This is a genomic window from Acidiphilium sp. MT5 (assembly GCF_054767495.1).
The window spans coordinates 1-25,657 of the sequence record NZ_BAABMR010000007.1 but is presented as its reverse complement, the minus strand read 5'-3'; the positions used below and the strand labels follow the sequence as shown (position 1 = coordinate 25,657).

At 62.1% G+C, this 25,657-nt stretch carries 27 protein-coding genes; 17 read left to right on the top strand and 10 right to left on the bottom strand.

From position 1 onward, the window contains the following. Nucleotide 1 precedes the first annotated feature (1 nt). The 3 genes from ACYUCQ_RS08940 to ACYUCQ_RS08930 are packed head-to-tail and all read right to left on the bottom strand — an operon-like array spanning nt 2 to nt 2,612. On the bottom strand, nt 2-844 hold the full coding sequence (locus tag ACYUCQ_RS08940) for a metal ABC transporter permease (protein ID WP_460254181.1): 843 nt from the start codon (nt 842-844) through the stop codon (nt 2-4). Continuing rightward, a complete protein-coding gene (locus tag ACYUCQ_RS08935; protein WP_460254180.1) occupies nt 841-1,770 on the bottom strand; it encodes a metal ABC transporter ATP-binding protein in 930 nt (309 codons plus the stop codon). The genes ACYUCQ_RS08940 and ACYUCQ_RS08935 overlap by 4 nt, the downstream gene beginning before the upstream one ends. Continuing rightward, nucleotides 1,689-2,612, bottom strand: coding sequence for a metal ABC transporter solute-binding protein, Zn/Mn family (locus ACYUCQ_RS08930; protein ID WP_460254179.1), 924 nt, complete (start codon nt 2,610-2,612; stop codon nt 1,689-1,691). The genes ACYUCQ_RS08935 and ACYUCQ_RS08930 overlap by 82 nt, the downstream gene beginning before the upstream one ends. Nucleotides 2,613-2,732: 120 nt before the next feature. On the opposite strand from ACYUCQ_RS08930, the gene ACYUCQ_RS08925 reads away from it, so the two are divergent. From ACYUCQ_RS08925 to ACYUCQ_RS08885, 9 genes are all read left to right on the top strand, one after another. Beyond that, the gene (locus tag ACYUCQ_RS08925) at nt 2,733-4,034 is read left to right on the top strand and encodes a carbohydrate porin (RefSeq protein ID WP_460254178.1); all 1,302 of its coding nucleotides are present in this window, start codon (nt 2,733-2,735) and stop codon (nt 4,032-4,034) included. A 64-nt stretch (nt 4,035-4,098) separates the two neighbouring features. Then, nucleotides 4,099-4,902, top strand: coding sequence for a lysophospholipid acyltransferase family protein (locus ACYUCQ_RS08920; protein WP_460254177.1), 804 nt, complete (start codon nt 4,099-4,101; stop codon nt 4,900-4,902). Nucleotides 4,903-5,025: 123 nt separating this feature from the next. Then, nucleotides 5,026-6,432 (top strand): tRNA (N6-isopentenyl adenosine(37)-C2)-methylthiotransferase MiaB, encoded by a 1,407-nt coding sequence (gene miaB, locus ACYUCQ_RS08915; RefSeq protein WP_460254176.1) that lies wholly within the window; start codon nt 5,026-5,028, stop codon nt 6,430-6,432. Beyond that, on the top strand, nt 6,429-7,427 hold the full coding sequence (locus ACYUCQ_RS08910; protein WP_460254175.1) for a PhoH family protein: 999 nt from the start codon (nt 6,429-6,431) through the stop codon (nt 7,425-7,427). The genes miaB and ACYUCQ_RS08910 overlap by 4 nt, the downstream gene beginning before the upstream one ends. Further along, on the top strand, nt 7,427-7,918 hold the full coding sequence (gene ybeY, locus ACYUCQ_RS08905) for an rRNA maturation RNase YbeY (protein WP_460254174.1): 492 nt from the start codon (nt 7,427-7,429) through the stop codon (nt 7,916-7,918). The genes ACYUCQ_RS08910 and ybeY overlap by 1 nt, the downstream gene beginning before the upstream one ends. Before the next feature lie 132 nt (nt 7,919-8,050). Next, on the top strand, nt 8,051-8,908 hold the full coding sequence (locus ACYUCQ_RS08900) for a hemolysin family protein (RefSeq protein WP_460254173.1): 858 nt from the start codon (nt 8,051-8,053) through the stop codon (nt 8,906-8,908). Between the two features lie 56 nt (nt 8,909-8,964). Then, nucleotides 8,965-9,537 (top strand): hypothetical protein, encoded by a 573-nt coding sequence (locus tag ACYUCQ_RS08895; protein WP_460254172.1) that lies wholly within the window; start codon nt 8,965-8,967, stop codon nt 9,535-9,537. Nucleotides 9,538-9,777: 240 nt separating this feature from the next. Next, the gene (locus ACYUCQ_RS08890) at nt 9,778-11,103 is read left to right on the top strand and encodes a hypothetical protein (protein WP_460254171.1); all 1,326 of its coding nucleotides are present in this window, start codon (nt 9,778-9,780) and stop codon (nt 11,101-11,103) included. A gap of 93 nt (nt 11,104-11,196) precedes the next feature. Next, nucleotides 11,197-11,832 carry a hypothetical protein gene (locus ACYUCQ_RS08885; protein WP_460254170.1) on the top strand — a complete coding sequence of 212 codons (636 nt, stop codon included), beginning with the start codon at nt 11,197-11,199 and terminating at the stop codon, nt 11,830-11,832. 66 nt (nt 11,833-11,898) lie between these two features. Here the strand turns inward: ACYUCQ_RS08885 and moaA are convergent, their stop codons facing one another. After that, nucleotides 11,899-12,900, bottom strand: coding sequence for a GTP 3',8-cyclase MoaA (gene moaA / locus ACYUCQ_RS08880; RefSeq protein WP_460254169.1), 1,002 nt, complete (start codon nt 12,898-12,900; stop codon nt 11,899-11,901). A 208-nt stretch (nt 12,901-13,108) separates the two neighbouring features. Here moaA and ACYUCQ_RS08875 point away from each other — a divergent pair, with 208 nt between their 5' ends. Next, nucleotides 13,109-13,699, top strand: a complete 591-nt coding sequence (locus ACYUCQ_RS08875) for a DUF1013 domain-containing protein (RefSeq protein ID WP_460254168.1) — start codon at nt 13,109-13,111, stop codon at nt 13,697-13,699. Nucleotides 13,700-13,730: 31 nt separating this feature from the next. Here ACYUCQ_RS08875 and ACYUCQ_RS08870 read toward each other — a convergent pair whose 3' ends face one another. Then, nucleotides 13,731-13,907 carry a YdcH family protein gene (locus ACYUCQ_RS08870; RefSeq protein WP_460254167.1) on the bottom strand — a complete coding sequence of 59 codons (177 nt, stop codon included), beginning with the start codon at nt 13,905-13,907 and terminating at the stop codon, nt 13,731-13,733. A 161-nt stretch (nt 13,908-14,068) separates the two neighbouring features. Here ACYUCQ_RS08870 and ACYUCQ_RS08865 point away from each other — a divergent pair, with 161 nt between their 5' ends. Genes ACYUCQ_RS08865 through ACYUCQ_RS08840 form a run of 6 tightly spaced genes read left to right on the top strand, consistent with a single transcriptional unit; the run spans nt 14,069 to nt 19,921 of the window. Further along, nucleotides 14,069-14,272: a YdcH family protein gene (locus ACYUCQ_RS08865; RefSeq protein ID WP_460254166.1), complete on the top strand. Its 204-nt coding sequence runs from the start codon at nt 14,069-14,071 to the stop codon at nt 14,270-14,272. After that, the gene (gene purE / locus ACYUCQ_RS08860; protein WP_460254165.1) at nt 14,269-14,787 is read left to right on the top strand and encodes a 5-(carboxyamino)imidazole ribonucleotide mutase; all 519 of its coding nucleotides are present in this window, start codon (nt 14,269-14,271) and stop codon (nt 14,785-14,787) included. The genes ACYUCQ_RS08865 and purE overlap by 4 nt, the downstream gene beginning before the upstream one ends. Nucleotide 14,788: 1 nt before the next feature. Continuing rightward, the gene (locus ACYUCQ_RS08855) at nt 14,789-15,922 is read left to right on the top strand and encodes a 5-(carboxyamino)imidazole ribonucleotide synthase (protein ID WP_460254164.1); all 1,134 of its coding nucleotides are present in this window, start codon (nt 14,789-14,791) and stop codon (nt 15,920-15,922) included. Nucleotides 15,923-15,964: 42 nt separating this feature from the next. Continuing rightward, on the top strand, nt 15,965-16,714 hold the full coding sequence (gene otsB, locus ACYUCQ_RS08850) for a trehalose-phosphatase (protein WP_460254163.1): 750 nt from the start codon (nt 15,965-15,967) through the stop codon (nt 16,712-16,714). Beyond that, nucleotides 16,707-18,518 carry a glycoside hydrolase family 15 protein gene (locus ACYUCQ_RS08845; RefSeq protein ID WP_460254162.1) on the top strand — a complete coding sequence of 604 codons (1,812 nt, stop codon included), beginning with the start codon at nt 16,707-16,709 and terminating at the stop codon, nt 18,516-18,518. Before otsB ends, ACYUCQ_RS08845 begins: the two co-directional genes overlap by 8 nt. Beyond that, complete coding sequence (locus ACYUCQ_RS08840; protein ID WP_460254161.1) at nt 18,503-19,921, top strand: alpha,alpha-trehalose-phosphate synthase (UDP-forming); 1,419 nt, start codon at nt 18,503-18,505, stop codon at nt 19,919-19,921. The genes ACYUCQ_RS08845 and ACYUCQ_RS08840 overlap by 16 nt, the downstream gene beginning before the upstream one ends. Here the strand turns inward: ACYUCQ_RS08840 and ACYUCQ_RS08835 are convergent. The 4 genes from ACYUCQ_RS08835 to ACYUCQ_RS08820 are packed head-to-tail and all read right to left on the bottom strand — an operon-like array spanning nt 19,873 to nt 23,624. Beyond that, a complete protein-coding gene (locus tag ACYUCQ_RS08835; protein WP_460254160.1) occupies nt 19,873-20,637 on the bottom strand; it encodes an SDR family NAD(P)-dependent oxidoreductase in 765 nt (254 codons plus the stop codon). The genes ACYUCQ_RS08840 and ACYUCQ_RS08835 overlap by 49 nt on opposite strands. Continuing rightward, entirely contained in the window at nt 20,634-22,172 is a 1,539-nt protein-coding gene (locus ACYUCQ_RS08830; RefSeq protein ID WP_460254159.1) for a cryptochrome/photolyase family protein, read from the bottom strand. The genes ACYUCQ_RS08835 and ACYUCQ_RS08830 overlap by 4 nt, the downstream gene beginning before the upstream one ends. A gap of 2 nt (nt 22,173-22,174) precedes the next feature. Then, entirely contained in the window at nt 22,175-22,867 is a 693-nt protein-coding gene (locus tag ACYUCQ_RS08825) for a DUF6134 family protein (protein ID WP_460254158.1), read from the bottom strand. 37 nt (nt 22,868-22,904) lie between these two features. Next, nucleotides 22,905-23,624, bottom strand: coding sequence for an SDR family NAD(P)-dependent oxidoreductase (locus ACYUCQ_RS08820; RefSeq protein ID WP_460254157.1), 720 nt, complete (start codon nt 23,622-23,624; stop codon nt 22,905-22,907). 99 nt (nt 23,625-23,723) lie between these two features. Between ACYUCQ_RS08820 and ACYUCQ_RS08815 the strand changes: the two genes are divergently transcribed. Further along, complete coding sequence (locus ACYUCQ_RS08815; protein ID WP_460254156.1) at nt 23,724-24,227, top strand: SixA phosphatase family protein; 504 nt, start codon at nt 23,724-23,726, stop codon at nt 24,225-24,227. Nucleotides 24,228-24,551: 324 nt separating this feature from the next. On the opposite strand, the gene ACYUCQ_RS08810 is transcribed toward ACYUCQ_RS08815, so the two are convergent. Next, nucleotides 24,552-25,568: an IS110 family RNA-guided transposase gene (locus ACYUCQ_RS08810; protein ID WP_460254324.1), complete on the bottom strand. Its 1,017-nt coding sequence runs from the start codon at nt 25,566-25,568 to the stop codon at nt 24,552-24,554. Between the last annotated feature and the right edge of the window lie 89 nt (nt 25,569-25,657).

Sequence of the window (25,657 nt, the reverse complement as noted above, 5' to 3'; positions counted from 1 at the left end):
CTCAGCCCGCCCGCCTGGTCAGCCCGGTCAGCGCATAGGTCACGGCAATAATCGTCACCACAAAAAAACTTACCGGCCAGCCATGCCCCGGTATCCAGTAAAAACTATCATAGGCCAGAAAAATTCCGCCCCAGGTCGCACCCAACCCCACCCCCGCCGCAATCGCAATCGCCGCCCCGGTGCGCCGCGCCAGCCGCAATCCGCACGCCGCCGGCCCAATCAACAACGCCGTCGAGAGAATCGCCCCCACAATCATCGCCGAGAGCGCAACCGCCATCGCCAGCACCAGCGCATGTGCCAGCCCCACGGCGCGCACCCGCACGCCGCGCAGCGCGGCCAAATCCGGGTCCAACGCAATCAAAAGCAAGGGCCGATACAGCGCCAAATTCGCCACCAGCGCGAGCAGCGCAACAGCCAGCGCGAGCCGCATGGTCCCCGGCGCAATGGCAAAAATCGAGCCGAATAACACACTCACCGCCGCCCCGCCGGTCGCCGTGCGGGTCACATCAAGATATAAAAACAACGCGGTCAGCCCCAACCCCGCGCCCAGCACAATCCCGGTCACCAGGTCACGCTCACGCACCGCCCGCGCGCCAATCGCCTCCATCCCGCCCGCCGCCAGCGCCGCCATCGCAAAAAACCCCAGCAGCGGCTGCAACCCGAACAGCAACGAGGCCGAGCCACCCGCGCTGCTCACATCGGCCAGCGCATGCCCGGCAAAAGCCTGGCCCCGCAACACGGTAAACACCCCCACCAACGCCGAAACCAGCGCCGCCCCGCCGCCCACCGCCAGCGCCACCTGCACCGGCCCGTTCGCAAAAAACCCGGTAAGGAGCGATGTCATGGAATCGGCGTCACATGCACCGGGTCGCACAGCGCCTGGGCGTCAATTCCCTCCGCGCCACCGGCGGCCACCACCAGCACCCGCCCATGCACCCGGATCACATCGATATGATAGCCATAAAGTCGGCTCAGCACGCCCCCGCGCACCACCTCCGCCACCGTGCCGCTCACCGCGCGCCCATGCGCCAAATAGACAATCTGATCCATCACCGGCAGCAGCGGGTTCATGTCATGCGCCGAGAGCAGCACGGTAATCCCCTGCTTCACCGTCAGCCGATGCAACAGCGCGACCGTTTCGGCAATCGAGCGCAAATCCAAATTCGCCAGCGGCTCATCCAGCAGCAACAGCTTGGGTTCGCGGATCAGCGCATGGGCAATCATCACCCGTTGCTGCTGCCCGCCGGACAAATCCCCCACCCGCTGATCGGCAAATCGCTCCGCATCCACCGCCGCGAGCATCGCCGCCACACGCGCGCGTCGCGCCGCACTCGGCCATGGAATGCCAAGGCGGTGCCCATCCAGCCCCAGCCCCACCGCATCGCGCGCCCGCAACGGCATGAATGGATCGAACTGAATTTTCTGCGGCACATACCCTATCGCCTGCCCCATTGCCGCCCCGGGCTTGCCGCCCGCGCAGCGCCCCGGCTTGCCGCCCGCGCAGCGTATGTCTCCGCCGCTCGGCGTCACCAAGCCCAAAATACTGCGCAACAACGTGGTCTTGCCGGACCCATTCGCCCCAATCAGCCCACAAAACTGGCCCGGCGCCACCGAGAAACTCACATGGTCCAGAATCGTTCGCCCGCCGAGCGCAACACTCAACCGTTCCACCGCCAGGGCAGGGGCCGTCACGGCGCGGGCAGCAGCGACCGGGTCGATTGTCCCGCCGTCACTGCTCGTTCCAAGGCCTGAGTTTCCGCCAGCATCCATGATTGATAATCATAACCCGGCGTTGGCATGGTCTCATAGACCCCCACCACCGGAATATGATTTTGCGCCGCCAGAAGCAGGAACGAGGCGGTCAGCGGGTCGGTCACCTGCTGGTTATAGACGAAAATTTTCACCCGATGATCGCGGAACAACGCATTTTCGGTCGCCACATCCTGCGGTGAGGGATCGGTGCCGTTCATAATCGCCGCCTGCAACGCCCAGGGTGTCTCGATTTTCGCGCCCATCGCTTGCAGTAAATAATCACCTACCGGCTCGGTCACCGCAACGGGCGTTGCCGGATGCTGCGCCTTGAACGCCGCAATCGCCGCCTGCCAGGGGCGCAGCGCGCGGTCAAAACGCTGCACCCGTGCGGCGAAATAGGCTTTGTGGCTCGGCTCCAATCGGCTCAGCGCCGCGCCAATCGCGCCCGCCACTTTTTCCATGGTCTGCGGGTCATACCAAAGATGCGGGTTGCGCGTGTCATTGGGCCGGTGCAGCAGACGCTGCACATTAATCACCACACGTTGCGGGTTGGCCGACGCCGCCAGCATCTTGTCCGCCCAGGCATCATACCCAAGCCCATTTTCCACAATCAGCGAGGCGTCGGCCAGCTCCGCCGCAATTTTCGGGCTGGCCTCGAAACTATGCGGATCGGTGTTGGGATCGCTGATGATCGCGCGCACAACCACATAGCGCCCGCCAATCTGCCCGATCACATTGGCATATTGGTTTTCCACCCCAATCGCCCGGATCGGTGCCGCCGCCCGTGCCGGCATGATCCCCAGCACCGCCGCCATCAAAGCTCCGAGCGTCAACAGGATGTGATGGTTCAATGAAAACATCGTGAGCCTCCAAGCGTCTGCCTGTGAACAGCGAATGATATAAAGTATCATTTAAGCCGATACAATGATTGATACACTATATCATCTCACATTTCCCGGCGCGGCCGGTGAGGAGCAACAATGACCCCAGGCCGCACGCGCCTCATCATCGGCACCCTGGTCGCGCTGGCGCTCGGACCCGGTCGCGCGTGCGCCCAAAGCGCCCTGCTCGGCCCCATCGGCGGTCTGCGCCCGGCCCTCGCCGTGCATGGCGTCACGCTTGGCCTCACCGATACCGAGAACGCACTCGCCAATATCAGCGGCGGCGTCAAACAAGGTGCCACCCTGCAAGGCGTCACCACCGCCACCCTGCAAATCGACACCGGCAAAGCCTTTGGCCTGCCAGGCGGCACATTCTATGTCAGCGCGCTGCAAATCCATGGCAGCAGCCTCAGCCCCGGCTATCTGAATGATCTACAAACCGCGAGCGGTACCGAAGCGAGCAATGCCACCCGGCTTTGGGAATTATGGTTCGATCAATCATTCGATCACGGTGCCGCCGACCTTAAAATCGGCCAGCAAAGCATCGATCAGGAATTCATCGTCAGCACCAATTCCGCTTTGTTCGTCAACACCATGGCTGGCTGGCCCCTGGTCCCCTCAGCGGATCTTTATGCCGACGGTCCGGCCTATCCGCTGAGCGCGCTCGGTGTGCGCCTGCGCCTCAAACCCACCAAAAACCTCACCCTGCTCGCCGGTGTCTTCGATGATAATCCGCCCGGCGGCCCCTTCGCCAACGACCCGCAATCGCTCGATGCTGGCGGCACCAAATTCAACCTCACCACCGGCGCGCTCAGCATCGCCGAAGCCGATTTCTCCACCCGCCTCGCGGGCCTGCCCGGCACCTATCGGCTCGGTTTTTGGGTTGATACCGGCGCCTTCCCCAACCAGACCGGCCCATTCCCCGCCTTCCGCCAGCATAATGACAGCCTCTATGGCGTGATCGATCAAACGCTCTGGCACCAGCACGGCAGCCCCCGCCAGCTCAATTTTTTCGCCCGCCTGATGGGCGCGCCACCGGATCGCAACCTGATCAGCTTCAGCGCCAATTTCGGCCTGACCCTCACAGACCCTCTGCCCGGTCGCCCGAACGACACTGCCGGCATCGATATCGGGATCGGCCAAATCAGCGGCGACCTGATCAATCGCGAGCGCGCCCAAGCCCAGCTCGATCAAGGCACGCCCGGCCAAATCGCCCCGATCCAGGGCAGCGAAACCTTGATCGAACTCACCTATCAGGCCCAAATCACCCCCTGGCTGCAACTCCAGCCGGACCTGCAATATATCCGCAATCCCGGCGGCGGCATCGCCAATCCCGCTGCCCCGCGCCAAAGGCTGCAGAATGAATGGGTGGTCGGCGTCCGCACCAACCTGACCTTCTAATCCGCCCCCGCTTGCAGCCAGCCCGTCCGCCCGCTACCCCGTAGGTATGATAGGCTGGCTCCGCATGATCTCCCGGCTGATCCTGGTCCTGCTCTGGACCCTGATCCTCCTGCCGATCCAACTCTTCCTGATCAACCGGGGCGGGGAGGCCAAAGAACGCCTACCGATGACCTATTGGTCCGGCGTCGCGCGCATCCTCGGCCTCACGCTGGAGGTCACCGGCACCATCGCCCACGACCCCGCCCGTCCCACCCGCCCGATCCTGTTTGTGTCCAACCACACCTCCTGGGTCGATGTGATCGCCCTGGGCGCTGTCCTGCCCGGCTGCTTCATCGCCAAAGGCGACGTCGCCAAATGGCCCGGCATCAGCCTGATCGCCCGCGCCGGGCGCACCATTTTCGTCAGCCGCGAGCGCGGCAATACCGGGCGCGAACGCACCGCCCTGGAATCACGGCTCGATGAGGGCGATAATCTGATCCTGTTCCCCGAAGGCACCACGTCGGATGGCGCGCGCACCCTGCAATTTCGCTCCAGCTTCCTCGCTTTGGCCGAGCGTGACATCGCGCCGCTGATCCAGCCGGTCACCATCGTCTATGACCAGCTCGATGGCCTGCCCATCTGTCGGCGCAACCGCCCGCTGATCGCCTGGTATGGCGATATGGACATCGCCTCGCATTATGCCCGCCTGGGCCGCCATAATTTGCGCGCGCGCATCATCCTCAGCCCGCCGCTCCCCGCCAGCCTGGGCCGCAAAGCCCTCGCCACCACCCTGGAATCCACCATCGCCCGCCGCGCCGCCGCCCTGCGCCAGCATCGTTTCATCGAAACATCATCGCCAGCACCCCACCCCACCCCCGAAAAAGCTTGACAGACACGGGGCCGAATTCCGACATTAGCAACAGCCGAATTCCCGGCCTGAACAAAGGGTGCGCTTGACCGATTTCGCTCCGCGTTTCATCCACCGGCTGACCTCCAGCCGGATTGGACCCAAATGACCCTCCCAGCGCCACCGCGCCCGCTTGCCCGCGAGCCTGCCCCCACACCCAACATTCGCAGCCTCCATGTCATGACCTGGGGCTGCCAGATGAACGCCTATGATAGTGGCCGCATGGCCGATATTTTGCGCCCGCTCGGCTTCGTGCCGGTCCCCACGCCAGATGCTGATCTGGTGATCCTCAATACCTGCCATATCCGTGAGCGCGCCGCCGACAAGCTCTTCTCTGAGCTGGGCCGCCTGCGCACCCTCAAAGAAGCCCGCCCCGGCGGCATGCTGATCGCCGTCGCCGGCTGCGTCGCCCAGGCCGAAGGGGCCGAAATCCTCGCCCGCGCGCCCTATGTCGATCTGGTCATGGGCTCGCAAGCCTATCACCGCCTACCCGCTCTGCTCGAAGCGCTCGCCCTGAGCGGCGCCCCGGTGATCGACACGGATTTCCCCGCCGAACAAAAATTCGAACATCTGCCGAGCGACCAAGCCAGCCAAGGTCCCATCGCCTTCCTCGCGATCCAGGAAGGCTGCGATAAATTCTGCACCTTCTGCGTGGTGCCCTACACCCGTGGCGCCGAACAAAGCCGCCCCGCCGCCGCCATCCTCGCCGAAGCCCGCCGCCTCGTCGCCCTCGGCGCGCGCGAAATCGCCCTGCTCGGCCAAAACGTCAATGCCTGGCACGGCGATGGCCCGGACGGCAAAAGCTGGTCACTCGCCCGCCTGCTTGCCGCCCTCGCCGAAATCAACGACCTCGCCCGCCTGCGCTACACCACCTCGCACCCGCGCGACATGAGTGCGGATCTGATCGCCGCCCACCGCACCAACACCAAACTCATGCCGTTCCTGCATCTGCCCGTCCAATCGGGGTCGGACCTAATCCTCGCCGCGATGAATCGCCGCCATAATGTCGATCTGTTCCGCCGCATCGTCGGCGAACTGCGCGAAAACCGCCCTGACATCGCCCTGTCGAGCGATTTCATCGTCGGCTTCCCCGGCGAAACCGATGCCGATTTCCAAGCCACCATGCGTCTCGTCGCCGAAACCGGCTTCGCCCTCGCCTATAGTTTCAACTATTCCCGCCGTCCCGGCACCCCCGCCGCCGATGCGCCAGACCAAGTGCCCGAGCCGGTGAAAAACGCCCGCCTGCAAGAGCTCCAAGCCCTGCTGCGGATCCAGCAAGATGATTTCAACCGCGCCCAAATCGGCCAACAATTCGACGTGCTGTTCACCGGCCCCGGTCGCCATCCCGGCCAATTCGCCGGCCGTTCCCCCTATCTGCAACCCGTCATCGTCGAAGCCACCACCCTGCGCACCGGCCAAATCGCCCCGGTGCGCGTCACGGCCGCCAACCCCAACTCACTAATGGCGATATTGGATCACACCCACCACCGAAGGGAGCACCAAGCCGCTTGAGCCAGATCCTGTCCACCGAAGCCAAACTCGCCCGCACCGTCACCTTCGCCGACAATGCGCTGCTCTCCATCCTGCTCGGCGACCATGATCGCCATTTGATGCGCATCGAACAGCGTCTCGGTGTCCGCCTCGCCTGCCGGGGCAACCGCGTCTCGATCACCGGCGAAGCCAGCCGCGTCGAAGCCGCCGAAACCGCGCTCGCCTCGCTCTATCAACGCCTCGCCCGTGGCGAAGCGATCAGCGTCGCCGAAGTCGATGCCGCCGCCCGCCTCGTTGATCCCGCCGCCGATCCGCGCCTGCCCTTGTCCGATCTCCCGGCCATTCGCACCCGCAAAGGCGCGGTCGGCCCGCGCAGCCCCGGCCAAACCGGCTATATCGAACTGCTCGCCAAGCATGAAATGGTGTTCGCCCTCGGCCCCGCAGGCACCGGCAAAACCTATCTCGCCGTCGCCCAAGCCGTCGCCATGCTGATCTCCGGTCGCGTCGATCGCATCGTGCTGTCACGCCCCGCCGTCGAAGCCGGCGAACGGCTCGGCTTTCTCCCCGGCGACATGAAAGAAAAAGTCGATCCCTATCTCCGCCCGCTCTATGACGCCCTGCAAGATTTACTCCCCGGCGATCAAATGACCCGCCGCATGGCCGCCGGCGAAATCGAAATCGCCCCGCTCGCCTTCATGCGCGGTCGCACCCTCGCCCACGCCTTCGTCATTCTCGATGAAGCGCAAAACACTACGCCGGTGCAAATGAAAATGTTCCTCACCCGCATGGGCGAAGGCACCCGGATGGTGATCACCGGCGATCTCTCGCAAATCGATCTGCCGCACGGCGCGCGCTCGGGCCTCGCCGATGCGCTCGACACGCTCGAAGGCGTCCCCGGCATCGGCTTCGCCCGCTTCACCGTGAGCGATGTGGTGCGTCACCCCCTGGTCGCCCGCATTGTCGATGCCTATGACCAGCGCATCGCCGCCCAGCAGGAGCGCGCGCGCGGATTTTAATGGACCAGCCGCCCCCCGAACCATCCCCTCGTCTCCCGCGCCCGGCTTGGCCGGTGCGCGGGGACGTCATCATCGCCGAACCGCGCTGGCGCCGGGTTACCCCAGCGCCCGAACGCCTGATCGCCCGCGCCCTCGCCCTCACCAACTGCCCGGCCAGCGTCGTCCTCACCGATGATCGCACCGTCAAACAACTCAACAACCGTGATCGTGGGCGCAACAAACCCACCAACGTCCTGACCTACGAACAGCCCGCCGAAATCATCCTCGCGCTGGGCACCATCCTGCGCGAAGCCCGCGCCGCCCAGCGCCCGCCCGCGCATCATCTCGCCCATCTGGTCATCCACGGCGCCCTGCATCTCGCCGGCCATGATCACCACCACCCCGGCGAAGCGATCCGCATGGAACGGCTAGAATCCCGCCTGCTCGCCCAACTCAAAATCCCGAATCCTTGGAAGCCACAAGCCGTGATGCATGTCCGGACGCCATCATGAGCGCGCGCAGGGTTGGTGTGGCGGCTGCGCGCGGCGGGAAAAATCATGATGGCGAGACGCTATCATGAATGCGCGCAGGGTTGGTGTGGCGGCTGCGCGCCAAATATCCGCTCATGATAGCGAGACGCTATCATGAGCGGCTCCTGGTTCGGCAAACTTCTCAGCAAAATGCGCGAACAACCCGATTTGCGCCAGCAAATCGGCGATCTGATGGAAGAAGCCCAAGCCGAAATCGGCGCCCAAGGCGGCGGCACCGGGCTTGACCCGCAGGAACGCGCTTTGATCGCCAACGTGCTGCGCCTGCGCGGCACCGCCGCCGATGACGTAATGATCCCCCGTGCTGACATCATCGCCATGCGTGCCGATGTTAGTCTCGATCAAGCCATCACCCAAATCCGCCGCGAAGGCCATTCGCGCCTGCCGGTCTATGGCGAGCATCTCGATGACATTCTCGGCATGGTCCATATCAAAGACGTCATGGCCTATGCCGGCCCGCCCGAAAATTTTTCGCTCCGCTCAATCCTGCGCAAACCCCTGATGGTCGCCCCGCAAATGCCGGTGCTCGACCTGCTCTGGCAAATGCGCCAGCGCCGCACCCATCTCGCCCTGGTGATCGATGAATATGGCGGCGTCGATGGCCTCGTCACCATCGAAGACCTGGTTGAAACCATCGTCGGTGACATCGATGACGAACATGACGAAATCGAAGGCCCGATGCTGATCGAACGCGATGACGGCAGCGTCGATCTCAATGCCCGCCTGCCGCTCGAAGATTTCGTCGCCCGCTTCGGAGACATCCTCACCGAAGAAGAACGCCACGCCGACATCGACACCATCGGCGGCCTCGTCTTCACCCTCGCCGGCCGCGTCCCCACCCGTGGCGAAATTCTGCGCCACCCCTCCGGCATCGAATTTTTGATCCTCGACGCCGACGCCCGCCGCATCCGCCGCCTCCGCGCCCGCCAAGTGAGCACCAGTTCCCCCACCTAATCCACCCGCCACCGGGCTTGCCCCAGCCCCGCAAACGCCATAGCCTCGCCATACCCATGATCACCACGCCCTCACCCACCGACGGAACCCGGCCATCTCTCCCGCCCCGGCGGGCGATCAATCTCTGCGCCGCCGGCCTTGTGGGAACCTTGGCCATCGCACCAACGATTTTCGCGACCGACATGCTCTATCTTCTCGTCGGCGATGATTGGCTCGACATATTCATGCCGCACGGCCTCCCCGTCGGCCCATTCATCATCGCCATCCTGTTCGTGCTGTTCAGCGTAACCTATGTCCGCAAGGTTTACGTTTACAAAAACATCCCCTGGATCAAACGATTCCGCCGCGTTGCCCATCTATCGTCACTCTTGACCTTGTCATTCCAACTCTGGAACCTCTGGCAACTCACCCACGCGCCGAACCAGGCGGTCTTCGCCTTCTACCTCATCGCCGTTATCCTCCTAAGCCTCGCCCTCGCCCTCGCGGCGCTGCTGTTATGGACCATTCACCATAATGATTGGTATGACCCTAACGCAGTAACATGTGAGAAAATCAACCCAGAGCCTACCTCGTCGCTCTTGGCACCAAGGTGCCGCCACAATGATCAATCCGCTCTTCAACGAGATTAACCCAGGAGGTTTCTATCCCCCCAAAATGCTATATTCCCGGCAGGTCAGCGCGGTTCCGTCCACACCGCCGAATAAAAATCTGGTTTGATAAAGCATCAATAATAATCCTAATAGAATGTAAAATCGCATCACAAACAAAAACGAAATCCATAAAATTTTGGAAACAAGCGGCATGACAGAAAAATCCGCCCATGAGATTCACCACCGTCATACCCTCGGCGCCCGCCGCCCCACCCATCGATGAGCGCAACCGTTGAGCCAGCAGAACCCTCCACTCTGCCGCGCGGGATCGCGTCACTCACCCTCACCTATTTCCTGCTGATCCTGGTCGATCCCATGCTGCTCTGGCAGCTGATCGGCCATCTCATCGCGCAGCGCCTCAATGCCGCGATACCAATAGCCACTGATCAAATCTTGCTTTCCTCGAACACAATCTTCGCCAGCAGCGTGTTCATCGGTCTCGCAACGTCATTCAACTTCGTGATTTGTCCGTTAATGCTTCTCGACGGTCGGCCCACCATGGCCATTGACGCCTTTCGGAAACTTTGCACCGCGCTGATTGTTGTTCACATCGCTCTGGTATCGTATTTACTCACTGATCTGATATTGGCGCAGTTCAAGGGCACCGCGCTGATGGGGCCGTTTGCCTTCGTCGCGATTCCCGCAACACCTTTGCTCTATTTTGTGGCCAAACCGCTGCTCACCCTGCGCTGGCTCGATCTCAAAGCGCCGCCGGAAAGTTGGGAAAAACTGGTCGGTATCGATGGTTCCGGCAAAACAACCATCATCGAGCGCGGAGGCACCCCAAGCTCCATGGCGCTTTCGCTGCTGGTGCCGCCGCTCGCCTGCTTTCGCGCCAAATGGGTCGTGCGCGGCATCATCGCCAGCCTGCTCTGGCTGTTCGGTATCGTCTTTCTGTTGATCGATCCGCTCAGAGCGCTCCCTGCCTTCGCCGCCGCCGCCGCCATCGGTCGTCAGGTCGGCTTCGCCAGCCTGCCAAAGCCCGATGTCACGCCACCCGCGAACGCTTCGGAACGCCTCGCGCGGTTGCGCCGCATTTTCACGCCAGAACGCTTGCAGCTGCCGCCGCGCGAACTCGCAATCGGCTTACTGGCTTATCTGTTTCTCTTGCCGAGCCTGCCGCTCCTGTTCCTGGTAACCTTGAGCAGCGCCGCCGCACCCTCCGCCGAAGCGCTCGCCCAGAATACCCCTTTCTCGATCATCATGATCCCCCTCCTGACAATCCCGGTTGCCATCCCCAGCGCCGCGCTCATGCCGCTCGGCATTCGGTTCGGCGCCCGTTGGTATCAGCTCACCGGCGCGCTGCTGGTCGGGCAATATCTGCTTCTGCTCGGCCTTGCGTGGCACCTGACCCAGTGGCCGTTCGCCGTCCCGTCACCATCCATCACACCCGCTTTCACGCTGTTGCGCACCATTCTCCTGCTCATCGCCCCGCTGATTATCGCCATCGCCCTGTCGCTCCCGCGCTGCACAACCCTGCCCAACCTCGTCAAATCCCCGGCCAACCCCTTGGGCCGATCCCGGTCGGACTCCCCCCGCGTCTGACCCGAATGCTCAGCACCGCGCAAAATACAAATAAACTAACACCGTGCAAAATTTTCCTTTCGCACCCCCCGCCCTCTATGCTGTTATGCGTCCATGCCCTGGACGCCACCACCGCAACCCGTTCTGCTCACTGATCGGTTCAGCTTCGTCATCAAGCTGATCTTCATGGCGCTCGGCAACCGGAGCAAAACCTCGCCGGTCTCCGGCCCGTTCGCCTTGCTGATTTTCCGCCGCATCTGCGCCCTGCGCAACCGGTTTTTCGCCACCCTCGCCCGTGGCCCCATCACGCCGCGCCCACCAAGCGCGCCACGCCCCGCCCGAACCACCATCCCCCGATCAAAACCCACCCCAACCGCCACCCAATCCACCACCCAAACCGCCCCGCTGCGCCTGCCCACCCGCTTCGGCTGGCTGCTGCGCCTATTCCCGCAATCCGAAATCGCGACCGCCCGTGGTCAGCTCACCACCCTGCTCGATGATCCGGAAATGCTTGCGCTCCTCGCAACCCACCCAACGCTGGGCCGCAGCCTGCGCCCGCTCTGCCGGCTGCTCAGCATCACCCCGCCCGCCACCCTCTGCTCTGCGCCACAGCGCCCGCCGCGCGCGCCAAAGCCCGGCAAAACGCCTACCCCGCGCCGCCGCAAACCCCAATTTTTCGCGCAAGCCCGGCCCACACCACAAGCCAGCCGGTTCACCGCCCCCCGCCCGCCACCCAAAATTTTCGCCTGATTTTTGCGCCGCCGCCGCACGTCCCAATCGTTACGGAGCAGAAACGAAATAGCGGAAAAACCGGCATTAACCGCCGGTCACACTCATATGCCGCGCCACCGCCGGCTTGCGTCCGGCCCGGTCAATCACGAAATCATGGCCCTTGGGTTTGCGCGCAATTGCCGCGTGAATCGCCGCCTCCAGCGCCGCATCATCGCTATGGGCGCGCAGCACTGCCCGCAAATCCGCCGCATCCTCTTGTCCCAAACACATATAGAGCGTGCCGGTACAGGTCAGCCGCACCCGGTTGCAGCCCTCGCAAAAATTATGGGTCAACGGCGTAATCAGCCCCAGCCGCGTGCCGGTCTCCGCCACATCATAATAGCGCGCCGGCCCGCCCGTCACATAATCGCTGGCCTGCAAGCGCCAACGGCGCGCCAACCGCTCGCGCACCAGCGATAGCGGCAAATATTGATCGGTGCGGTCGGCATCAATCTCACCCAGCGGCATCGTCTCAATCAAGCATAAATCAAACCCATGCTCGCCGCACCAGGCCAGCATCCGGTCAAACTCATCCTCATTAACGCCCTTCAGCGCAACCGCGTTGATTTTCACCGCCAGCCCCGCCGCCTTCGCCGCCATCACCCCGTCCAACACCTGCGGCAACCGGCCCCAGCGGGTAATCGCCGCAAATTTTTCCGCATCCAGCGTATCAAGACTGACATTAATCCGCTTCACCCCGCTCGCCGCCAATTCATCGGCAAACCGGGTCAATTGGCTGCCATTGGTGGTCAGCGTCAGCTCGTCCAACCCCGGCTTCCCAGGTTGGGGCCCAATCTGGCGGCCCAGCCGGTTCACCAGCGCCATCACCCCGCGCCGCACTAGCGGCTCGCCGCCGGTCAGCCGCAATTTGCGCACCCCAAGCCGCACAAACGCCAAAACCAGCCGCTCCAACTCCTCAAGCGTGAGCAATTCCGCCTTCGGCAGAAAATTCATATCCTCCGCCATGCAATAAACACAGCGAAAATCGCATCGGTCCGTTACCGAAACGCGCAAATAATGTATCGCCCGGCCAAACGGATCAATCATGAGTAATCCCACTCCATCCCCCTATCTTGAGCACCCCACCGCCAAACGCAAGCCATATTCCGCATCGCGCAACCAAGCCATGCCGATAAATCGATGAAAAACACCTTTATACCCTTGACCCACCGGCCTTGCCCGGACCATATCGAGCCGATCATAGCCGCAGCACGGCCCAATGGGTGTGCGTTGCGGCGCTTTCCTGAGGTTTATCATGTCGTTGCCCCTGATGCCGAAAGCCACCGCTGTATGGCTGATCGAAAAAACCGCCCTGACCTTTGAGCAAATCGCCGCTTTCTGCGGCATGCACCCGCTCGAAATCCAGGCCATCGCCGATGGCGAGGTGGCGCAAGGAATTAATGGCTATGATCCGGTCGCCAACAAGCAAGTCACCGCCGCCGACATCCATCGGTGCGAGGCCGATCCCAGTGCCCGGTTGACCCTGCTGGAATCCGCTCTGCCCGCCAATAAACGCGGCAAGCGCGGTCACGGCGCGCGCTACACCCCGGTCGCCAAACGGATCGACCGGCCAGACGCCATCGCCTTCGTGCTGCGCAACTACCCGCAGGTGCAAGACGCACAAATCGTCAAATTGCTCGGCACCACCAAAGACACGATCCAAAAAGTCCGGGACCGCAGCCATTGGAACAGCGCCAACATCAAACCGCGTGACCCGGTCATCCTCGGCCTGTGCAAGCAATCTGACTTGAATGACGCCGTGGCCGCCGGCAATGCCCGCCTGCTGCGCGAAGGCGCGCCCTTGCCCGAGCAACCGCACCCTCACCACGAAGATGAGGCGGCCTAAACCGCCTCACCTCTCGTTCAACGTGGTTCACTCAGCCTTGCTTGTCCGAGCGTAACCGTTGCATCTCTTCTTTGAGCCGCAATTTTTCCAGCTTCAAACGCGATAGCTCACCAGTGTTCGGTTGCGGGCGGCGATCTTCCGCCGCAATCAACGCTTCCAAATTAGCATGACGACCTTGGAGAGACTCAATCCGCGCCTGAATGCTCATATGTGATCTCCTCAGATCCGCGCCGACCAATCGGCGACGGGATCAAAAACATAAACCCTGATCGCCTCGCTTGTCACGCACCAAATCGGTCATCCCCCGGCCATAAAAAACCTGACCACCCCGGATAGGAATAAAGCCACCGCTTGTGATAGAGACCGATTATGCTGACCGATACGGACACCATGTTGCGGCACTTGCACCTCTTGCGCAGCGAACACCGTGACCTCGATACGGTGATCACGCGCCTAATCGATCAATTCCCAATCGATCAGTTGCAAATCCAACGCCTCAAAAAGCGCAAGCTGTTGCTCCGCGACCAAATCACCCGGCTGGAAAGTCGCCTCATCCCCGATAGCATCGCATGAACCCGCCCCCTGTGACCGGCCCCCTGGTCGGTATCGTCATGGGCAGTCGCTCAGACTGGCCCACTTTGCGCGAAGCCAGCGCCATCCTCACCCAGCTCGGCGTCCCGCACGAAACCAAAGTGGTCTCCGCCCACCGCACCCCGCTGCGCATGGTCGAGTATGCCCAATCCGCACGGGCGCGCGGCCTGCGCGCCATCATCGCCGGTGCTGGCGGCGCGGCCCATCTGCCCGGCATGATCGCCTCCCTCACCCCCTTGCCGGTGCTCGGCGTGCCGGTCGAATCCGCCGCCCTGCGCGGGGTCGATAGCCTGCACTCCATCGTGCAAATGCCCGGCGGCATTCCGGTCGCCACCTTCGCCATTGGCCGCCCCGGCGCCATCAATGCCGGCCTGTTCGCCGCCGCCTTGCTCGCTTTGGCCGATCCCGCCTTGGCCACCCGGCTCGATGCCTGGCGCGCCGCCCAAACCGCCGCCGTCCCCACCGACCCGGAAGAACCGCTCCCCCATCATGGCTAACATGCTGGCACCCCTCGCCACCATCGGCATCATCGGCGGCGGCCAATTGGGCCGGATGACCGCGATGGCCGCCGCCCGCCTTGGCTATCGCAGCCATATTTTCGCGCCCGAAGCCGACTCCCCAGCCTTTCAGGTCGCTGGCGCGCACAGCATCGCCGATTACGAAGACGAGATTGCCCTCGCCCGCTTCGCCGAACAGGTGGATGTGGTCACGTTCGAGTTCGAAAACATCTCTGCCGAAGCCCTCGCCATCCTCGCCGCCCATCGCCCGGTTCGCCCCGGCCCCAATGTGCTGCGCATCAGCCAGGATCGCCTACTCGAAAAAACTTTCCTCAACAGCGCCGATATCCAAACCGCCCCCTGGCGCGCCATCACCAGCCTTGATGACCTGACCCACGCCATCGCCGCGCTCGGCCTGCCCGCCGTGCTGAAAACCACCCGCCTCGGCTATGACGGCAAAGGCCAGTTTTTGCTCCGCAGCCCCGCCGACGCCGCAACGGCCTTCGCCCAGCTCAACCCCAAACCACTCATCCTCGAAGGCTTTGTTGATTTCGCCGCCGAAGGCTCAGTCCTGGTCGCGCGCGGCCCCGATGGCGATACCAGCGTGTTTGACATGGTTGAAAACCGCCACCGCGATCATATCCTCGATCTCACCTTGGCCCCAGCCCCCTTCGCCCCGGAGACCCGCGCCGCCGCGCAAGCCATGGCCCTGCGCATCGCCGAACGGATCGATCTGGTCGGCCTGCTCGCGGTTGAATTTTTCATTGATCGCACCGGTTCGGTGCTCGCGAATGAAATTGCTCCCCGGCCCCATAATTCCGGCCATTGGACGCTCGATGCCTGCCCGGTCAGCCAGTTCGAAATGCAAGTCCGCGCCGTCGCCGGCCTGCCGTTGCCGCCGGCCCGCCGCCATGCCGATGCGGTGATGAAAAACCTGATCGGCCCGGATGACATGGCACTCTGGCCCACCATTCTCGCGACCGATGGGCTGATCCCGCATCATTACGGCAAGCGCGAAAACCGCCCTGGCCGCAAACTCGGCCATGTCACGATCCTGTTCCCGCGCAACGCCCTCCCCGGCGAATTCGGCATCGCAGCCGCCCTCGGCCCGCTCGGCACTCCCCCAGAACCCTGAAATCAAGGGTTGGTTCGGCCAGCCCCCATGCCTACATAAGGCATGATGACTGACCAAGCTTGGCCGGCCAAACGACACAGTGATGAAGCCGTTTTCCTCGATATTGACGGCACCCTCCTCGACCTCGCAGCCACCCCGCTCAGTGTGCGCGTGCCCACTGGCCTGCCCGCTCTTCTGCGCGCCCTTGCCCGCGCCCACGGCCAAGCGCTCGCGCTGATTTCTGGACGCAGCCTTGCCGACATCGATTTTCTGCTCCCCCCGGCGGCTCTAGCACCCGGCCTCGCGGTCGCGGCCGAGCATGGCGCGATCCTGCGCGACGCCCATGGCACAATCATCCGATGCATCGAGCCTCCCGCCGCCTTGCGGCATCTCGCCCCGGCCTTGCGTGCCGCCATCGCCGCGTGCCCTGGCACCCTGCTGGAGGAGAAAAAATTCGGCTTTGCCCTGCATTGGCGCGCCGCCCCGCATCATGCTGATCATCTGACCCGCGTCGCCACCACCCTGACCGAAGCGCAGCCAAACCTAACGCTGCAACCCGCCCATCAAGCGCTCGAAATCCGTGCGCAAGGCCCCAACAAGGCCGATGCCCTGACCGCCTTTTTGCAGATCGACCCGTTCCGTGGCCGTACACCGCTTTTCATCGGCGATGACCTGACCGATGAACCAGCGATCGCCGCATCAATCGCGCAAGGCGGGCGCGGCCTGCATGTCGCCCGCGATTTCCCCAACGGCCCAGCCAGTGTCCGCGCTTGGCTCGCCGCCTCACTGTCGGAGCCCGTCACCGATGCCTAACCCCGCGCATAATCTTGACTTCGCCGTGATCGGCAATGGCGCCATCGCCGCCTTGATCGATCGTGACGCTACCCAGCAATGGTGCTGTTGGCCACGCCTGGATGGTGATCCGGTATTTCACGCCTTACTCAGCACCGATGCAACGCTGGGCCGCTTTGCCGTTCATCTTGATCGGCAAACCCACACCACGCAGCGTTATTTGCCCAATACCGCCATCCTCGAAACCATCCTGCATGACGATGCAGGCAACGCCCTGCGCGTGCTCGATTTCTGCCCGCGCTTTCGCAATTTTGGCCGCATGTTCCGCCCACCGATGCTGATCCGTCGGCTCGAACCAGTCCGTGGCCGCCCCCGGGTGACCGTTACCATCGCACCTGGTTTCGCCTATGGCGAATTACATCCCAAACCAATTCTCGGCAGCAACCATTTGCGCTTTCCTGGTCCCGATTTCGCACTGCGCGTGACCACCGATCTATCCCTGGCCCATCTCGCGCATCAGCGCAGCTTCACCCTGGCCAATCCAGCAACCTTGTTCATCAGTAATGACGAACCGCTGGATCAAGCGACCGACATGGTGTTCAACCGGCTTTTCACTGAAACCCAATCCTATTGGCAAAACTGGGTCACCGATCTGAACATCCCGTTTGACTGGCAGGATGCGGTTATTCGCAGCGCGATCACCCTAAAACTTTGTTCCTATGATGATACCGGCGGCATCGTTGCCGCACTCACCACCTCGCTGCCCGAAGCACCCGGCTCCGGGCGCAACTGGGATTACCGATTTTGCTGGCTGCGCGATAGTTTTTTCACAATCGCTGCCCTGAACCGCCTGTCGGCCACCCGCACCATGGTCAATTATCTCGGCTTTGTGCTCGATCTGGTGCATGGGCATGACGGCGCCGAAATCCCGCCCTTATTCGCCGTCGCCCCCGGCATGGCGCTCGATGAACAGATTGCACCGCATCTGCCTGGCTATCGGGGCGATGGTCCGGTGCGGATTGGCAATGCTGCTGCCGGCCAGCGGCAAAATGACGGATATGGTGCCATCATTCTCTCGCTTGCTCAGCTTTTCGTCGATCAACGCCTCACGGTGCGCGGTGATGATGCGCTCTATCAGCGGCTCTGCCCGTTGGGGGATATCGCCGAACGCGTTGCCCTCGAACCTGATGCCGGGATTTGGGAGTTTCGTGGCCGTGCGCGGGTGCATAGTTTTTCCGCGGTGATGGGTTGGGCGGCGTTATCGCGCCTTGCCTTGATCGCGAGTGCGCTGGGCCGCTCAGCGGACGCCGCACAATGGTCCACCCGCGCTGCTGCATTGCGGGCGACTATCATGGCCCGCATCGTTACGCCGGAGGGTTGGCTCTCCGGTGTGCTCGATCAATCGGTGTGTGACGCATCAGTTCTAATACTCCCAGAACTGGGCTTCATCGATGCTAAACATCCCACATTTCTGACGACGCTTGATGTGGTAAAACGCCGCTTGATGCGTGATGGTTTTATGCTGCGCTATGATGAGGCCGATGATTTCGGTAAACCCGAAACGGCTTTTCTGCTCTGCAGCTTTTGGTATGTGAACGCCCTCGCTTTGGCGGGACGGCGCGATGAGGCGTTAGAATTGTTTGAACGGATTCTCGCGGCCCGCAATCATGTTGGTCTGCTCTCGGAAGATCTCGCACCAGCGCGCGAAGAGGCACCTGCGCAGCTCTGGGGCAATTTCCCACAAACCTATTCGCAAGTCGGCCTCATTTTATGTGCCACGCGCTTGTCGCGCAGCTGGGAGGATGGGTTATGGCGCGCCTCGTAATCGTCTCGAACCGCGTTCCCGATCCGAGCGAGCGCGCCGGCCCGCGCGCGGGTGGGTTGGTGGTTGGGCTTGCCGAGGTGTTGGTTCCCGGCACGCTGTGGTTCGGCTGGTCCGGTCGCCGTGCGGAGACAACCTCAACATCCGCAACAATCACCGAAACTTCTGATTTGACCTTTGCCACCATCGATCTCGGCGAAGCAGATTACCGGGCGTTTTATCTCGGTTTCGCCAATTCGACGCTCTGGCCCTTATTTCATATGATGCCCAGCCTCGCCGTGTTCGATCGTGCCGATTATGCAATTTATCGGCGGGTCAATGATGCGTTTGCCGAGGCTTTGCTCGCTTTACTGCGCCCGGATGATTTGATCTGGGTGCATGATTACCAGTTGATCGGTGTCGCGGCATCGTTGCGCGCGCGGGGTGTGACCAATCGGATTGGTTTTTTTTTGCATATTCCGTTTCCTGCCCCTGCTGTGCTCGATATTTTGCCACCCGCCACCGAAATGCTCGCATCATTCCTCGCCCACGACGTGATCGGCATGCAAACGGACCGTGATCGCACCTTGTTCGCGGATGCGGTGCGCGCGGCCTTCGGTCATCCAATCACGCCCGATCATCGTATCACTCACCAGGGCCATAGCGCGCAGATTATTGTCGCACCGGTCGGCATTGATGCGCAGGCCTTCAACGCCATGGCGGTTCGTGCCGCCCAGCGCGTTGAAACGCGCCGGATGATCGATAGTTTGGCAGGCCGCGCCTTGATGATTGGCGTGGATCGGCTCGACTACACCAAGGGCCTGCCTGCGCGCTTTGATGCCTATGAGCGTTTTCTCAGCCGCTATGCCGAGCATCGCCGCACGCTCAGCTTTCTGCAAATCGCCGCCCCCTCGCGTGAGGAGGTGGAGCGTTATCGGGCATTGCGTGAGGAGCTGGATCATAAAACCGGCTCCATTAATGGAGCCTTTTCCGATTTCGATTGGGTGCCGCTGCGCTACATGACCCGCACGGTCGGACGCACCTTGATCGCGGGCTTTTACCGCACGGCACGCATTGGCTTGGTGACGCCGCTGCGCGATGGCATGAACCTGGTTGCCAAGGAATATATCGCCGCACAAAACCCGCTTGATCCCGGCGTGCTGATCCTCTCGATTTTTGCAGGTGCCGCCGAGGGATTACCGGAAGCCCTGCTCGTCAACCCGTTTGATATCGATGCCGTGGCCGAAGCGATCCACGCTGCCTTGGTAATGACTGTTAATGAGCGCATCGACCGCCACGCCGCGTTGCTGACCCGTGTCACGGCAGAGTCGGCGCGGGCCTATTGTCAGCGATTCGTCGCCGCACTGACCCGCGTCATTCACCCGCCTTTGGTGCCGCGCGCGACCAGCGGAAAAAACGCTGCATAGGGCAAGCTGCGTAAAATCCGCAGCGGCCGCGCCAAGCCTTCGGGAAAGGCAATCAGGAATTGATCGCGCGCCAAGCCCTTCATGATCGCTTGCGCGGCAGCGTCAACCTCCATTAAAAACGGCATCGGAAAGCTGTTTTTGGCGGTGAGCGGGGTTTTCACAAATCCGGGGCAAATCGCGGAAATGGCAACGCCATGCTGATCTAAATCGAATTTCAGCGATTCCGCCATCGCAATCATCCCGGCCTTGGTCGTTGAGTACGAGATCGATCCTGGCAAGCCAGCCAGCCCGGCGAGTGATGCGACCAGCCCGATTTGGCCGCGCCGCCGCTCAATCATGCCCGGCATTACCGCTTCCAGGCAGTGCGCGGTGCCAATCAAGTTCAATGCCACTTGCCGCTGCAACCGCGCGGCCTCGAATGTCTCGGCGGTGTCACGCTCATAGGTGCCGGCATTCAGAATGGCGCGAGCGATTTTGCCCTCCGCCGTGATTTTGGCCGTGGCGGCGCGCACCGCTTCGGCATCGGTCACATCGGCGGCAGCCACAATCACTCGCCCCGGATGTTGGGCCGCTAACGCTTGCAATTCAGGCTCGCGCCGAGCGGTGACGGCAACCCGCCAACCCGCTGCAAGATGCGCCTGCGCGACCGCCAAGCCAATGCCGCTTGAGGCGCCGGTAATCCAGGCGATGCCATCCAATGGCGTTGTTGCATTCATATTTTTATTCCTTGATCGATATGGGAGAGCAATTCCGCTGCCCGCGCACGCAAGGCGCGTTGCTTGTCGGTCGTCATTTTGTGCCAGCTCCGCACCGGCATCGCCATCCGTGGATTTTCGGCAAAACGTTCACCGTGGCGGGCGATGAAATCCCAATAGAGCGCGTTGAACGGGCAGGCGTTTGATCCTGTCGCCTGCTTCACATCATAGGCGCAGCCTCGGCAATAATTGCTCATCCGGTTGATATAAGCACCGGACGCCGCATAAGGTTTCGAGCCGACAATCCCGCCATCGGCATGCAGCGCCATGCCCCGCGTGTTCGGCATTTCCACCCACTCATAGGCATCCGCATAGACCGCCAAATACCATTCATCGACCTGATTGGGGTCAATGCCGGCGAGCAAGGCAAAATTACCAGTAATCATCAGCCGTTGAATATGATGGGCATAGGCATAATCGAGCGTTTGGCCGATGGCTGCTTTCATGCAGCGCATTGCGGTGTCGCCGGTCCAGTAAAATCCTGGCAAAATACGGTGGGCATTGAGCGCATTCAGCGTCGCGTAGCGCGGCATATGGAGCCAATAGATGCCGCGAATAAATTCCCGCCAGCCCAAAATTTGCCTGATGAACCCTTCAACCGCATTGAGCGGCGCGCGTCCGGCGTGATATTCCTGCTCGGCGCGTCGGCAAATCTCTAACGGATCGAGCAAGCCGAGATTGAGCGGTGCTGAGATCAGCGCATGAAACATGAAAGGCGCGTCTGCCGACATCATATCTTGCCAATCGCCAAAGGCGGGCAAGCGCGTTTGCAAAAAATCGGCGAAATGCCGTTCGGCCTCTGCCGCCGTCACCGGGTAGGCAAAATGCGTGAGTGCGCCGATATGGTTTGGAAATCGCTCAGTGACCATGTCTAACACAGCCTGGGTGATCGCATCAGGCGTGCTGCGGCGCGGTGGCGGCACAATGAGGTCGGAGGCAAAACCTCGGCGATTTTCCGAATCATAATTCCAGCGCCCGCCCAGCGGCGCATCACCCTCGATCAGGAGCCGATGTTTGCGCCGCATCTCCCGATAGAAAAATTCCATGCGTAATTGCGAACGCCCTTGCGCCCAGGCGGAAAATTCATCGATGCCGCAGAAAAACCGCGTATCGTTGCGAATTTCGCACGGCACGCCGCAGGCCGCGCCAAGCCCCTGCATCAAGGTCAATACCCGCATTTCCCCTGGCGCGGTCATGATCAATCGCTCAGGGCGCAAAGCGGCGCAGGCCCGGCGCATTTCGCCGGTCAAATCCCCGCAATTGTCGGGATCATCAAGCGTGACATAGCGAACCTTGATCCCGCGCGCGCGCAATTCGTCAGCAAAATGGCGCATCGCGGACAGCACCAAAGCGATTTTCTGCCGGTGATGCGGCGCGTAGGTGCATTCCGCCATCATTTCAGCGAGCATCACCACGTCCTGCGCCGGATCGAGCCCATCAAGGGCAGTGATCCGACGCGAGAGCTGATCGCCCAAGATCAGGCGTAAACACCCCATGCTCAGCTCAGGATCGGTTCGTAGGTGATATGGCCACTATGATCAAATGCGAGGCCTTGCCAGCGATTTTGCTGATCATAGTAAATGGTCAAATGCAGCGAGCCGGATAATTTATAGGCCTGCGCCCGCACCGTGCCGGTGGGCAGGGTGGGCAGTGCAAACCAGCCCAGATCGGTCACGGTCGGGTGATCGGTATGTCCGGTCTGCATGTTGATCATCGGGCCTTTGAGCAAGGCCTTGTTCCAATAGGTGAGCGGCAGCGCATCCGGCGGCGCCACATAGGGTTTGATCAAATTGCCGCTGATCGCAACGCCGTTGGCCCGGCGCGCCACCTGCACGCGATGCAGCGTGCCATTGGCATCGATCACGCTTTGCGCTGCGGCAAAAGCTCCCTGCGCCCAATGTTCGGTGATCGCTGCGCGATAATTGAACATTACCACATCGAGAAGTTTGACTTGCAGGGTGACGTGATTATCGATGCGCAGATGATCGCCGGTTTCAACGAATTGCAAAACTTGCTCGCCAATGCGCGTGCCGTTGCGAAACACCGCGAAAGCGAGGCGTTTGGATGCGGGCACCGGCAGCTTTGCGTTGGCGGTATCGGCGGCCAATGCCCGGCGGGTCAAGGCGGCGGTCAGGGCGGCCATCGGCACCATCGTCGCACTCGACGCGATAAATCGGCGGCGATCCATCATCAGCTTTTCTCCCGTTCAGTGTGAGCGTGATTCCAGACTACCCTTTGTTGCGCAGGCGCGCCCGCCCGCCATCAACGCCAATGACTTGACCGGTGATCCATCCGGCTTGCCCTGAGAGCAAGAATTCCGCAAGAGCGGCGGCGTCATCCGGCTCGCCGAGCCGGGCAATCGGGTGCTGGGCGGCAATCGCTTTGGCCATTGCCGGGTTGTCGGTCATCGGGGCGGCAATTTTGCTGCGGGTCAGGCTGGGCGCGATGCAATTCACCCGCACCGGCGCCAATTCCGCCGCCAACGCCACGCTCAGCCCCTCGACGCCGGCTTTCGCCGCGCCAATCACCGTATGATTGGGAAAGCCCGATTGCGCGGCCACCGAGGAAAACAGCACAACACTCCCCTCAGCCGCGCGCAACCCCGCCTCGGCGGCGGCCACGGCGCGGGCGGCGCCGATCACATTCAGGGCATAGGTTTCGGCAAAATCCGCTACGCTGGCGCGCTTCAGCGGCTTCATCACAATCGAGCCGACGCAATAGGCCAAGCCGGCGACGCGTGAGCCCGCCGCCGCAACGGCGGCTTGCAGGGCTGCATCATCGCGCACATCAGCCACCTGATGGCTGGCCCCGAGGCTGCTCGCGAGCGGCGCCAAGGCCGCCTGGTCGCGGGCAATCAAGTGCAAAGCCTGCCCCGCAGCCGCCAGCCGCCGTGCCAACGCGCCGCCGATCGCCCCGGTGGCACCAATAATAATCATCGGATCCTGCATGTCTCACTCCTTGACCGACGATAAATAGGGTGTACCCGCTAGATCGCGAGGGCCAGACCGGGCATACATCATTTTTGTCACTCGGATACCACCAACACGATGCACCAGCTCCTTTTGATGCGCCACGCCAAAGCCGAACGCGCCCGCCCCGATTTGCCCGATTTTGAGCGCGCCCTCGCGCCATCCGGCATGATCGCTGGCGCGAATATGCGACGCAAATTGCAATCTCTGGGTGTGGAGCCGGATGTGGTGCTGGTCTCATCGGCAAGGCGCACCCGTGAGACGCTGGAGGCGGTGCTGGCTTGGGACAATGGGGCGAATATCGACATCATGGATAGTCTCTATATGGCGCCGCTGGCCCGGTTGCTCGATATGCTGGCCGGCCTGCGCGAAACCGCCCGCAGCGTGTTGATCGTCGGGCATAATCCGGGCATCGGCGAATTGGCCTGGCATTTGGCCGCGCGCGGCCCGGAGAGCGAGGCGAAAACCAAGCTCAATGAGGGGTTTCCAACCATGCGGGTCTCGGAATTTCTGGTCCTGACCCCCTGGCACGCGATCAGCCCCGGCACCACGCGCCTGCAAAGGGTGATCGATCCGGTATAATACCGGTCAGCGCGTCCGCTGACCGGTATGCACGCAGGGTTGGTGTGGCGGCTGCGTGCCAAAATGAAAGCTAATACCATGTGTGGACGGCCCGCTGGGTTCAAGTACGTGAAGCGGAATCTGATGTTGGTTCGAATGCGGTCATGTGTCCGGCCTGTTGACGCGGTATTATGACCGCTGGCCCAGATGGGTTCCGCGAGCGACATCCAAACAGCCTGGCGGCATGCGATAGCGTGCCATTGGTATTAACGGATTTTGTCGCTCGTCGGTTCGACCGATTATCATCTTCTGCTGCTCCTTGAACCCCCGGCACCGGCGCGCGGTTCAGGCGGCGGTCGGCTGGCGCCGATACGCTTCGCCGCGCGCCATCATGGCCCAGATAATCCGGGCCATCTTGTTGGCCAGAGCTACTGCCGCGAGTTTGCGCGGCTTGCGCTCCAGCAATTGTAGCAGCCATGGCGAGGCTGATTTACTGCCTGGCTTGGCGAAACGGATGACGGACATCGCCCCCACCACCAACAATGTTCGCAACCGTTCATTGCCTGCCTTGCTGATCTTGCCCAGGCGCTGCTTGCCGCCGGTGGAATGCTCCCGCGGTGTCAGGCCCAGCCACGCCGCGAAATGGCGGCCAGAGGCGAAATTCTGCGGCTCCACCGTCAATGCCATAGTGGTGGCGATCATCGGTCCAACACCGGGGATTTCGGCCAGCAGCCGGCTAACGGGATGTGCCTTGTGCATCGCCAGCAGTTCGGCATCGAGGCCAGCAATCCGACTCTCCAGAGCCTCGATATGTGCGCCCATCTGCTCGAACATCGCGCGCGCTGTGGCCGGGATAGCCATATCACCGGCCAGGACAGCCAATAGCGGTGCAACCTTGGCGGTGCCCTTGGCGACCACGACGCCAAATTCCGTGGCGTGGCCGCGCAGCGCATTGATCGCCTGAGTGCGCTGGCCAACCAGCATCTCGCGGTGTTTCACGATGATACCCTTGGCCTGCTGGTCGGCGGTCTTCACGGCAACCGACCTCATGCTCGGCCGCACCGCCGCTTCGTTGATCGCCTCGGCATCCTTGTCGTCATTCTTGCCCCGCTTGAGAAAGGGTTTGACGTATTGTGGCGGGATCAGCCGGGACTGATGACCCATACCCTGCAGCATGCGTGCCCAATGGTGAGACCCGCCACACGCCTCCAAAACCACATCCGTTGCGGGCAGTTTCCTGAAAAAAGCTTCCACTTGGTCACGCTTGAGTTCCCGCCCGAGCACCGGTCGCTCCTGCTCATCCACACCATGGATCGTGAAAACATGTTTGGACGTATCAATCGCAATGCGCTTAAACTTCATTCGGGCGGCCCTTTCATTGGATTTGAACAACTCAACTTTGGCACATGATGCCGTTGGGCCGTCCACACCAACAATCAGCGGTTACGCTG

Excerpts from the sequence above, each read along its gene's own strand:
- ACYUCQ_RS08835 (WP_460254160.1), bottom strand. The coding sequence starts at position 20,637 with ATGAATGCAACAACGCCATTGGATGGCATCGCCTGGATTACCGGCGCC.
- ACYUCQ_RS08940 (WP_460254181.1), bottom strand. The coding sequence starts at position 844 with ATGACATCGCTCCTTACCGGGTTTTTTGCGAACGGGCCGGTGCAGGTG.
- ACYUCQ_RS08845 (WP_460254162.1), top strand. The coding sequence starts at position 16,707 with ATGCCTAACCCCGCGCATAATCTTGACTTCGCCGTGATCGGCAATGGC.
- ACYUCQ_RS08885 (WP_460254170.1), top strand. The coding sequence starts at position 11,197 with ATGCCCTGGACGCCACCACCGCAACCCGTTCTGCTCACTGATCGGTTC.
- ybeY (WP_460254174.1), top strand. The coding sequence starts at position 7,427 with ATGGACCAGCCGCCCCCCGAACCATCCCCTCGTCTCCCGCGCCCGGCT.
- ACYUCQ_RS08840 (WP_460254161.1), top strand. The coding sequence starts at position 18,503 with ATGGCGCGCCTCGTAATCGTCTCGAACCGCGTTCCCGATCCGAGCGAG.
- ACYUCQ_RS08855 (WP_460254164.1), top strand. The coding sequence starts at position 14,789 with ATGCTGGCACCCCTCGCCACCATCGGCATCATCGGCGGCGGCCAATTG.
- ACYUCQ_RS08900 (WP_460254173.1), top strand. The coding sequence starts at position 8,051 with ATGAGCGGCTCCTGGTTCGGCAAACTTCTCAGCAAAATGCGCGAACAA.
- ACYUCQ_RS08875 (WP_460254168.1), top strand. The coding sequence starts at position 13,109 with ATGTCGTTGCCCCTGATGCCGAAAGCCACCGCTGTATGGCTGATCGAA.
- ACYUCQ_RS08930 (WP_460254179.1), bottom strand. The coding sequence starts at position 2,612 with ATGTTTTCATTGAACCATCACATCCTGTTGACGCTCGGAGCTTTGATG.
- ACYUCQ_RS08820 (WP_460254157.1), bottom strand. The coding sequence starts at position 23,624 with ATGCAGGATCCGATGATTATTATTGGTGCCACCGGGGCGATCGGCGGC.
- ACYUCQ_RS08825 (WP_460254158.1), bottom strand. The coding sequence starts at position 22,867 with ATGATGGATCGCCGCCGATTTATCGCGTCGAGTGCGACGATGGTGCCG.
- ACYUCQ_RS08865 (WP_460254166.1), top strand. The coding sequence starts at position 14,069 with ATGCTGACCGATACGGACACCATGTTGCGGCACTTGCACCTCTTGCGC.
- ACYUCQ_RS08925 (WP_460254178.1), top strand. The coding sequence starts at position 2,733 with ATGACCCCAGGCCGCACGCGCCTCATCATCGGCACCCTGGTCGCGCTG.
- ACYUCQ_RS08895 (WP_460254172.1), top strand. The coding sequence starts at position 8,965 with ATGATCACCACGCCCTCACCCACCGACGGAACCCGGCCATCTCTCCCG.
- purE (WP_460254165.1), top strand. The coding sequence starts at position 14,269 with ATGAACCCGCCCCCTGTGACCGGCCCCCTGGTCGGTATCGTCATGGGC.
- ACYUCQ_RS08815 (WP_460254156.1), top strand. The coding sequence starts at position 23,724 with ATGCACCAGCTCCTTTTGATGCGCCACGCCAAAGCCGAACGCGCCCGC.
- ACYUCQ_RS08830 (WP_460254159.1), bottom strand. The coding sequence starts at position 22,172 with ATGGGGTGTTTACGCCTGATCTTGGGCGATCAGCTCTCGCGTCGGATC.
- otsB (WP_460254163.1), top strand. The coding sequence starts at position 15,965 with ATGATGACTGACCAAGCTTGGCCGGCCAAACGACACAGTGATGAAGCC.
- ACYUCQ_RS08935 (WP_460254180.1), bottom strand. The coding sequence starts at position 1,770 with ATGGATGCTGGCGGAAACTCAGGCCTTGGAACGAGCAGTGACGGCGGG.
- ACYUCQ_RS08810 (WP_460254324.1), bottom strand. The coding sequence starts at position 25,568 with ATGAAGTTTAAGCGCATTGCGATTGATACGTCCAAACATGTTTTCACG.
- ACYUCQ_RS08890 (WP_460254171.1), top strand. The coding sequence starts at position 9,778 with ATGAGCGCAACCGTTGAGCCAGCAGAACCCTCCACTCTGCCGCGCGGG.
- ACYUCQ_RS08920 (WP_460254177.1), top strand. The coding sequence starts at position 4,099 with ATGATCTCCCGGCTGATCCTGGTCCTGCTCTGGACCCTGATCCTCCTG.
- moaA (WP_460254169.1), bottom strand. The coding sequence starts at position 12,900 with ATGATTGATCCGTTTGGCCGGGCGATACATTATTTGCGCGTTTCGGTA.
- ACYUCQ_RS08870 (WP_460254167.1), bottom strand. The coding sequence starts at position 13,907 with ATGAGCATTCAGGCGCGGATTGAGTCTCTCCAAGGTCGTCATGCTAAT.
- miaB (WP_460254176.1), top strand. The coding sequence starts at position 5,026 with ATGACCCTCCCAGCGCCACCGCGCCCGCTTGCCCGCGAGCCTGCCCCC.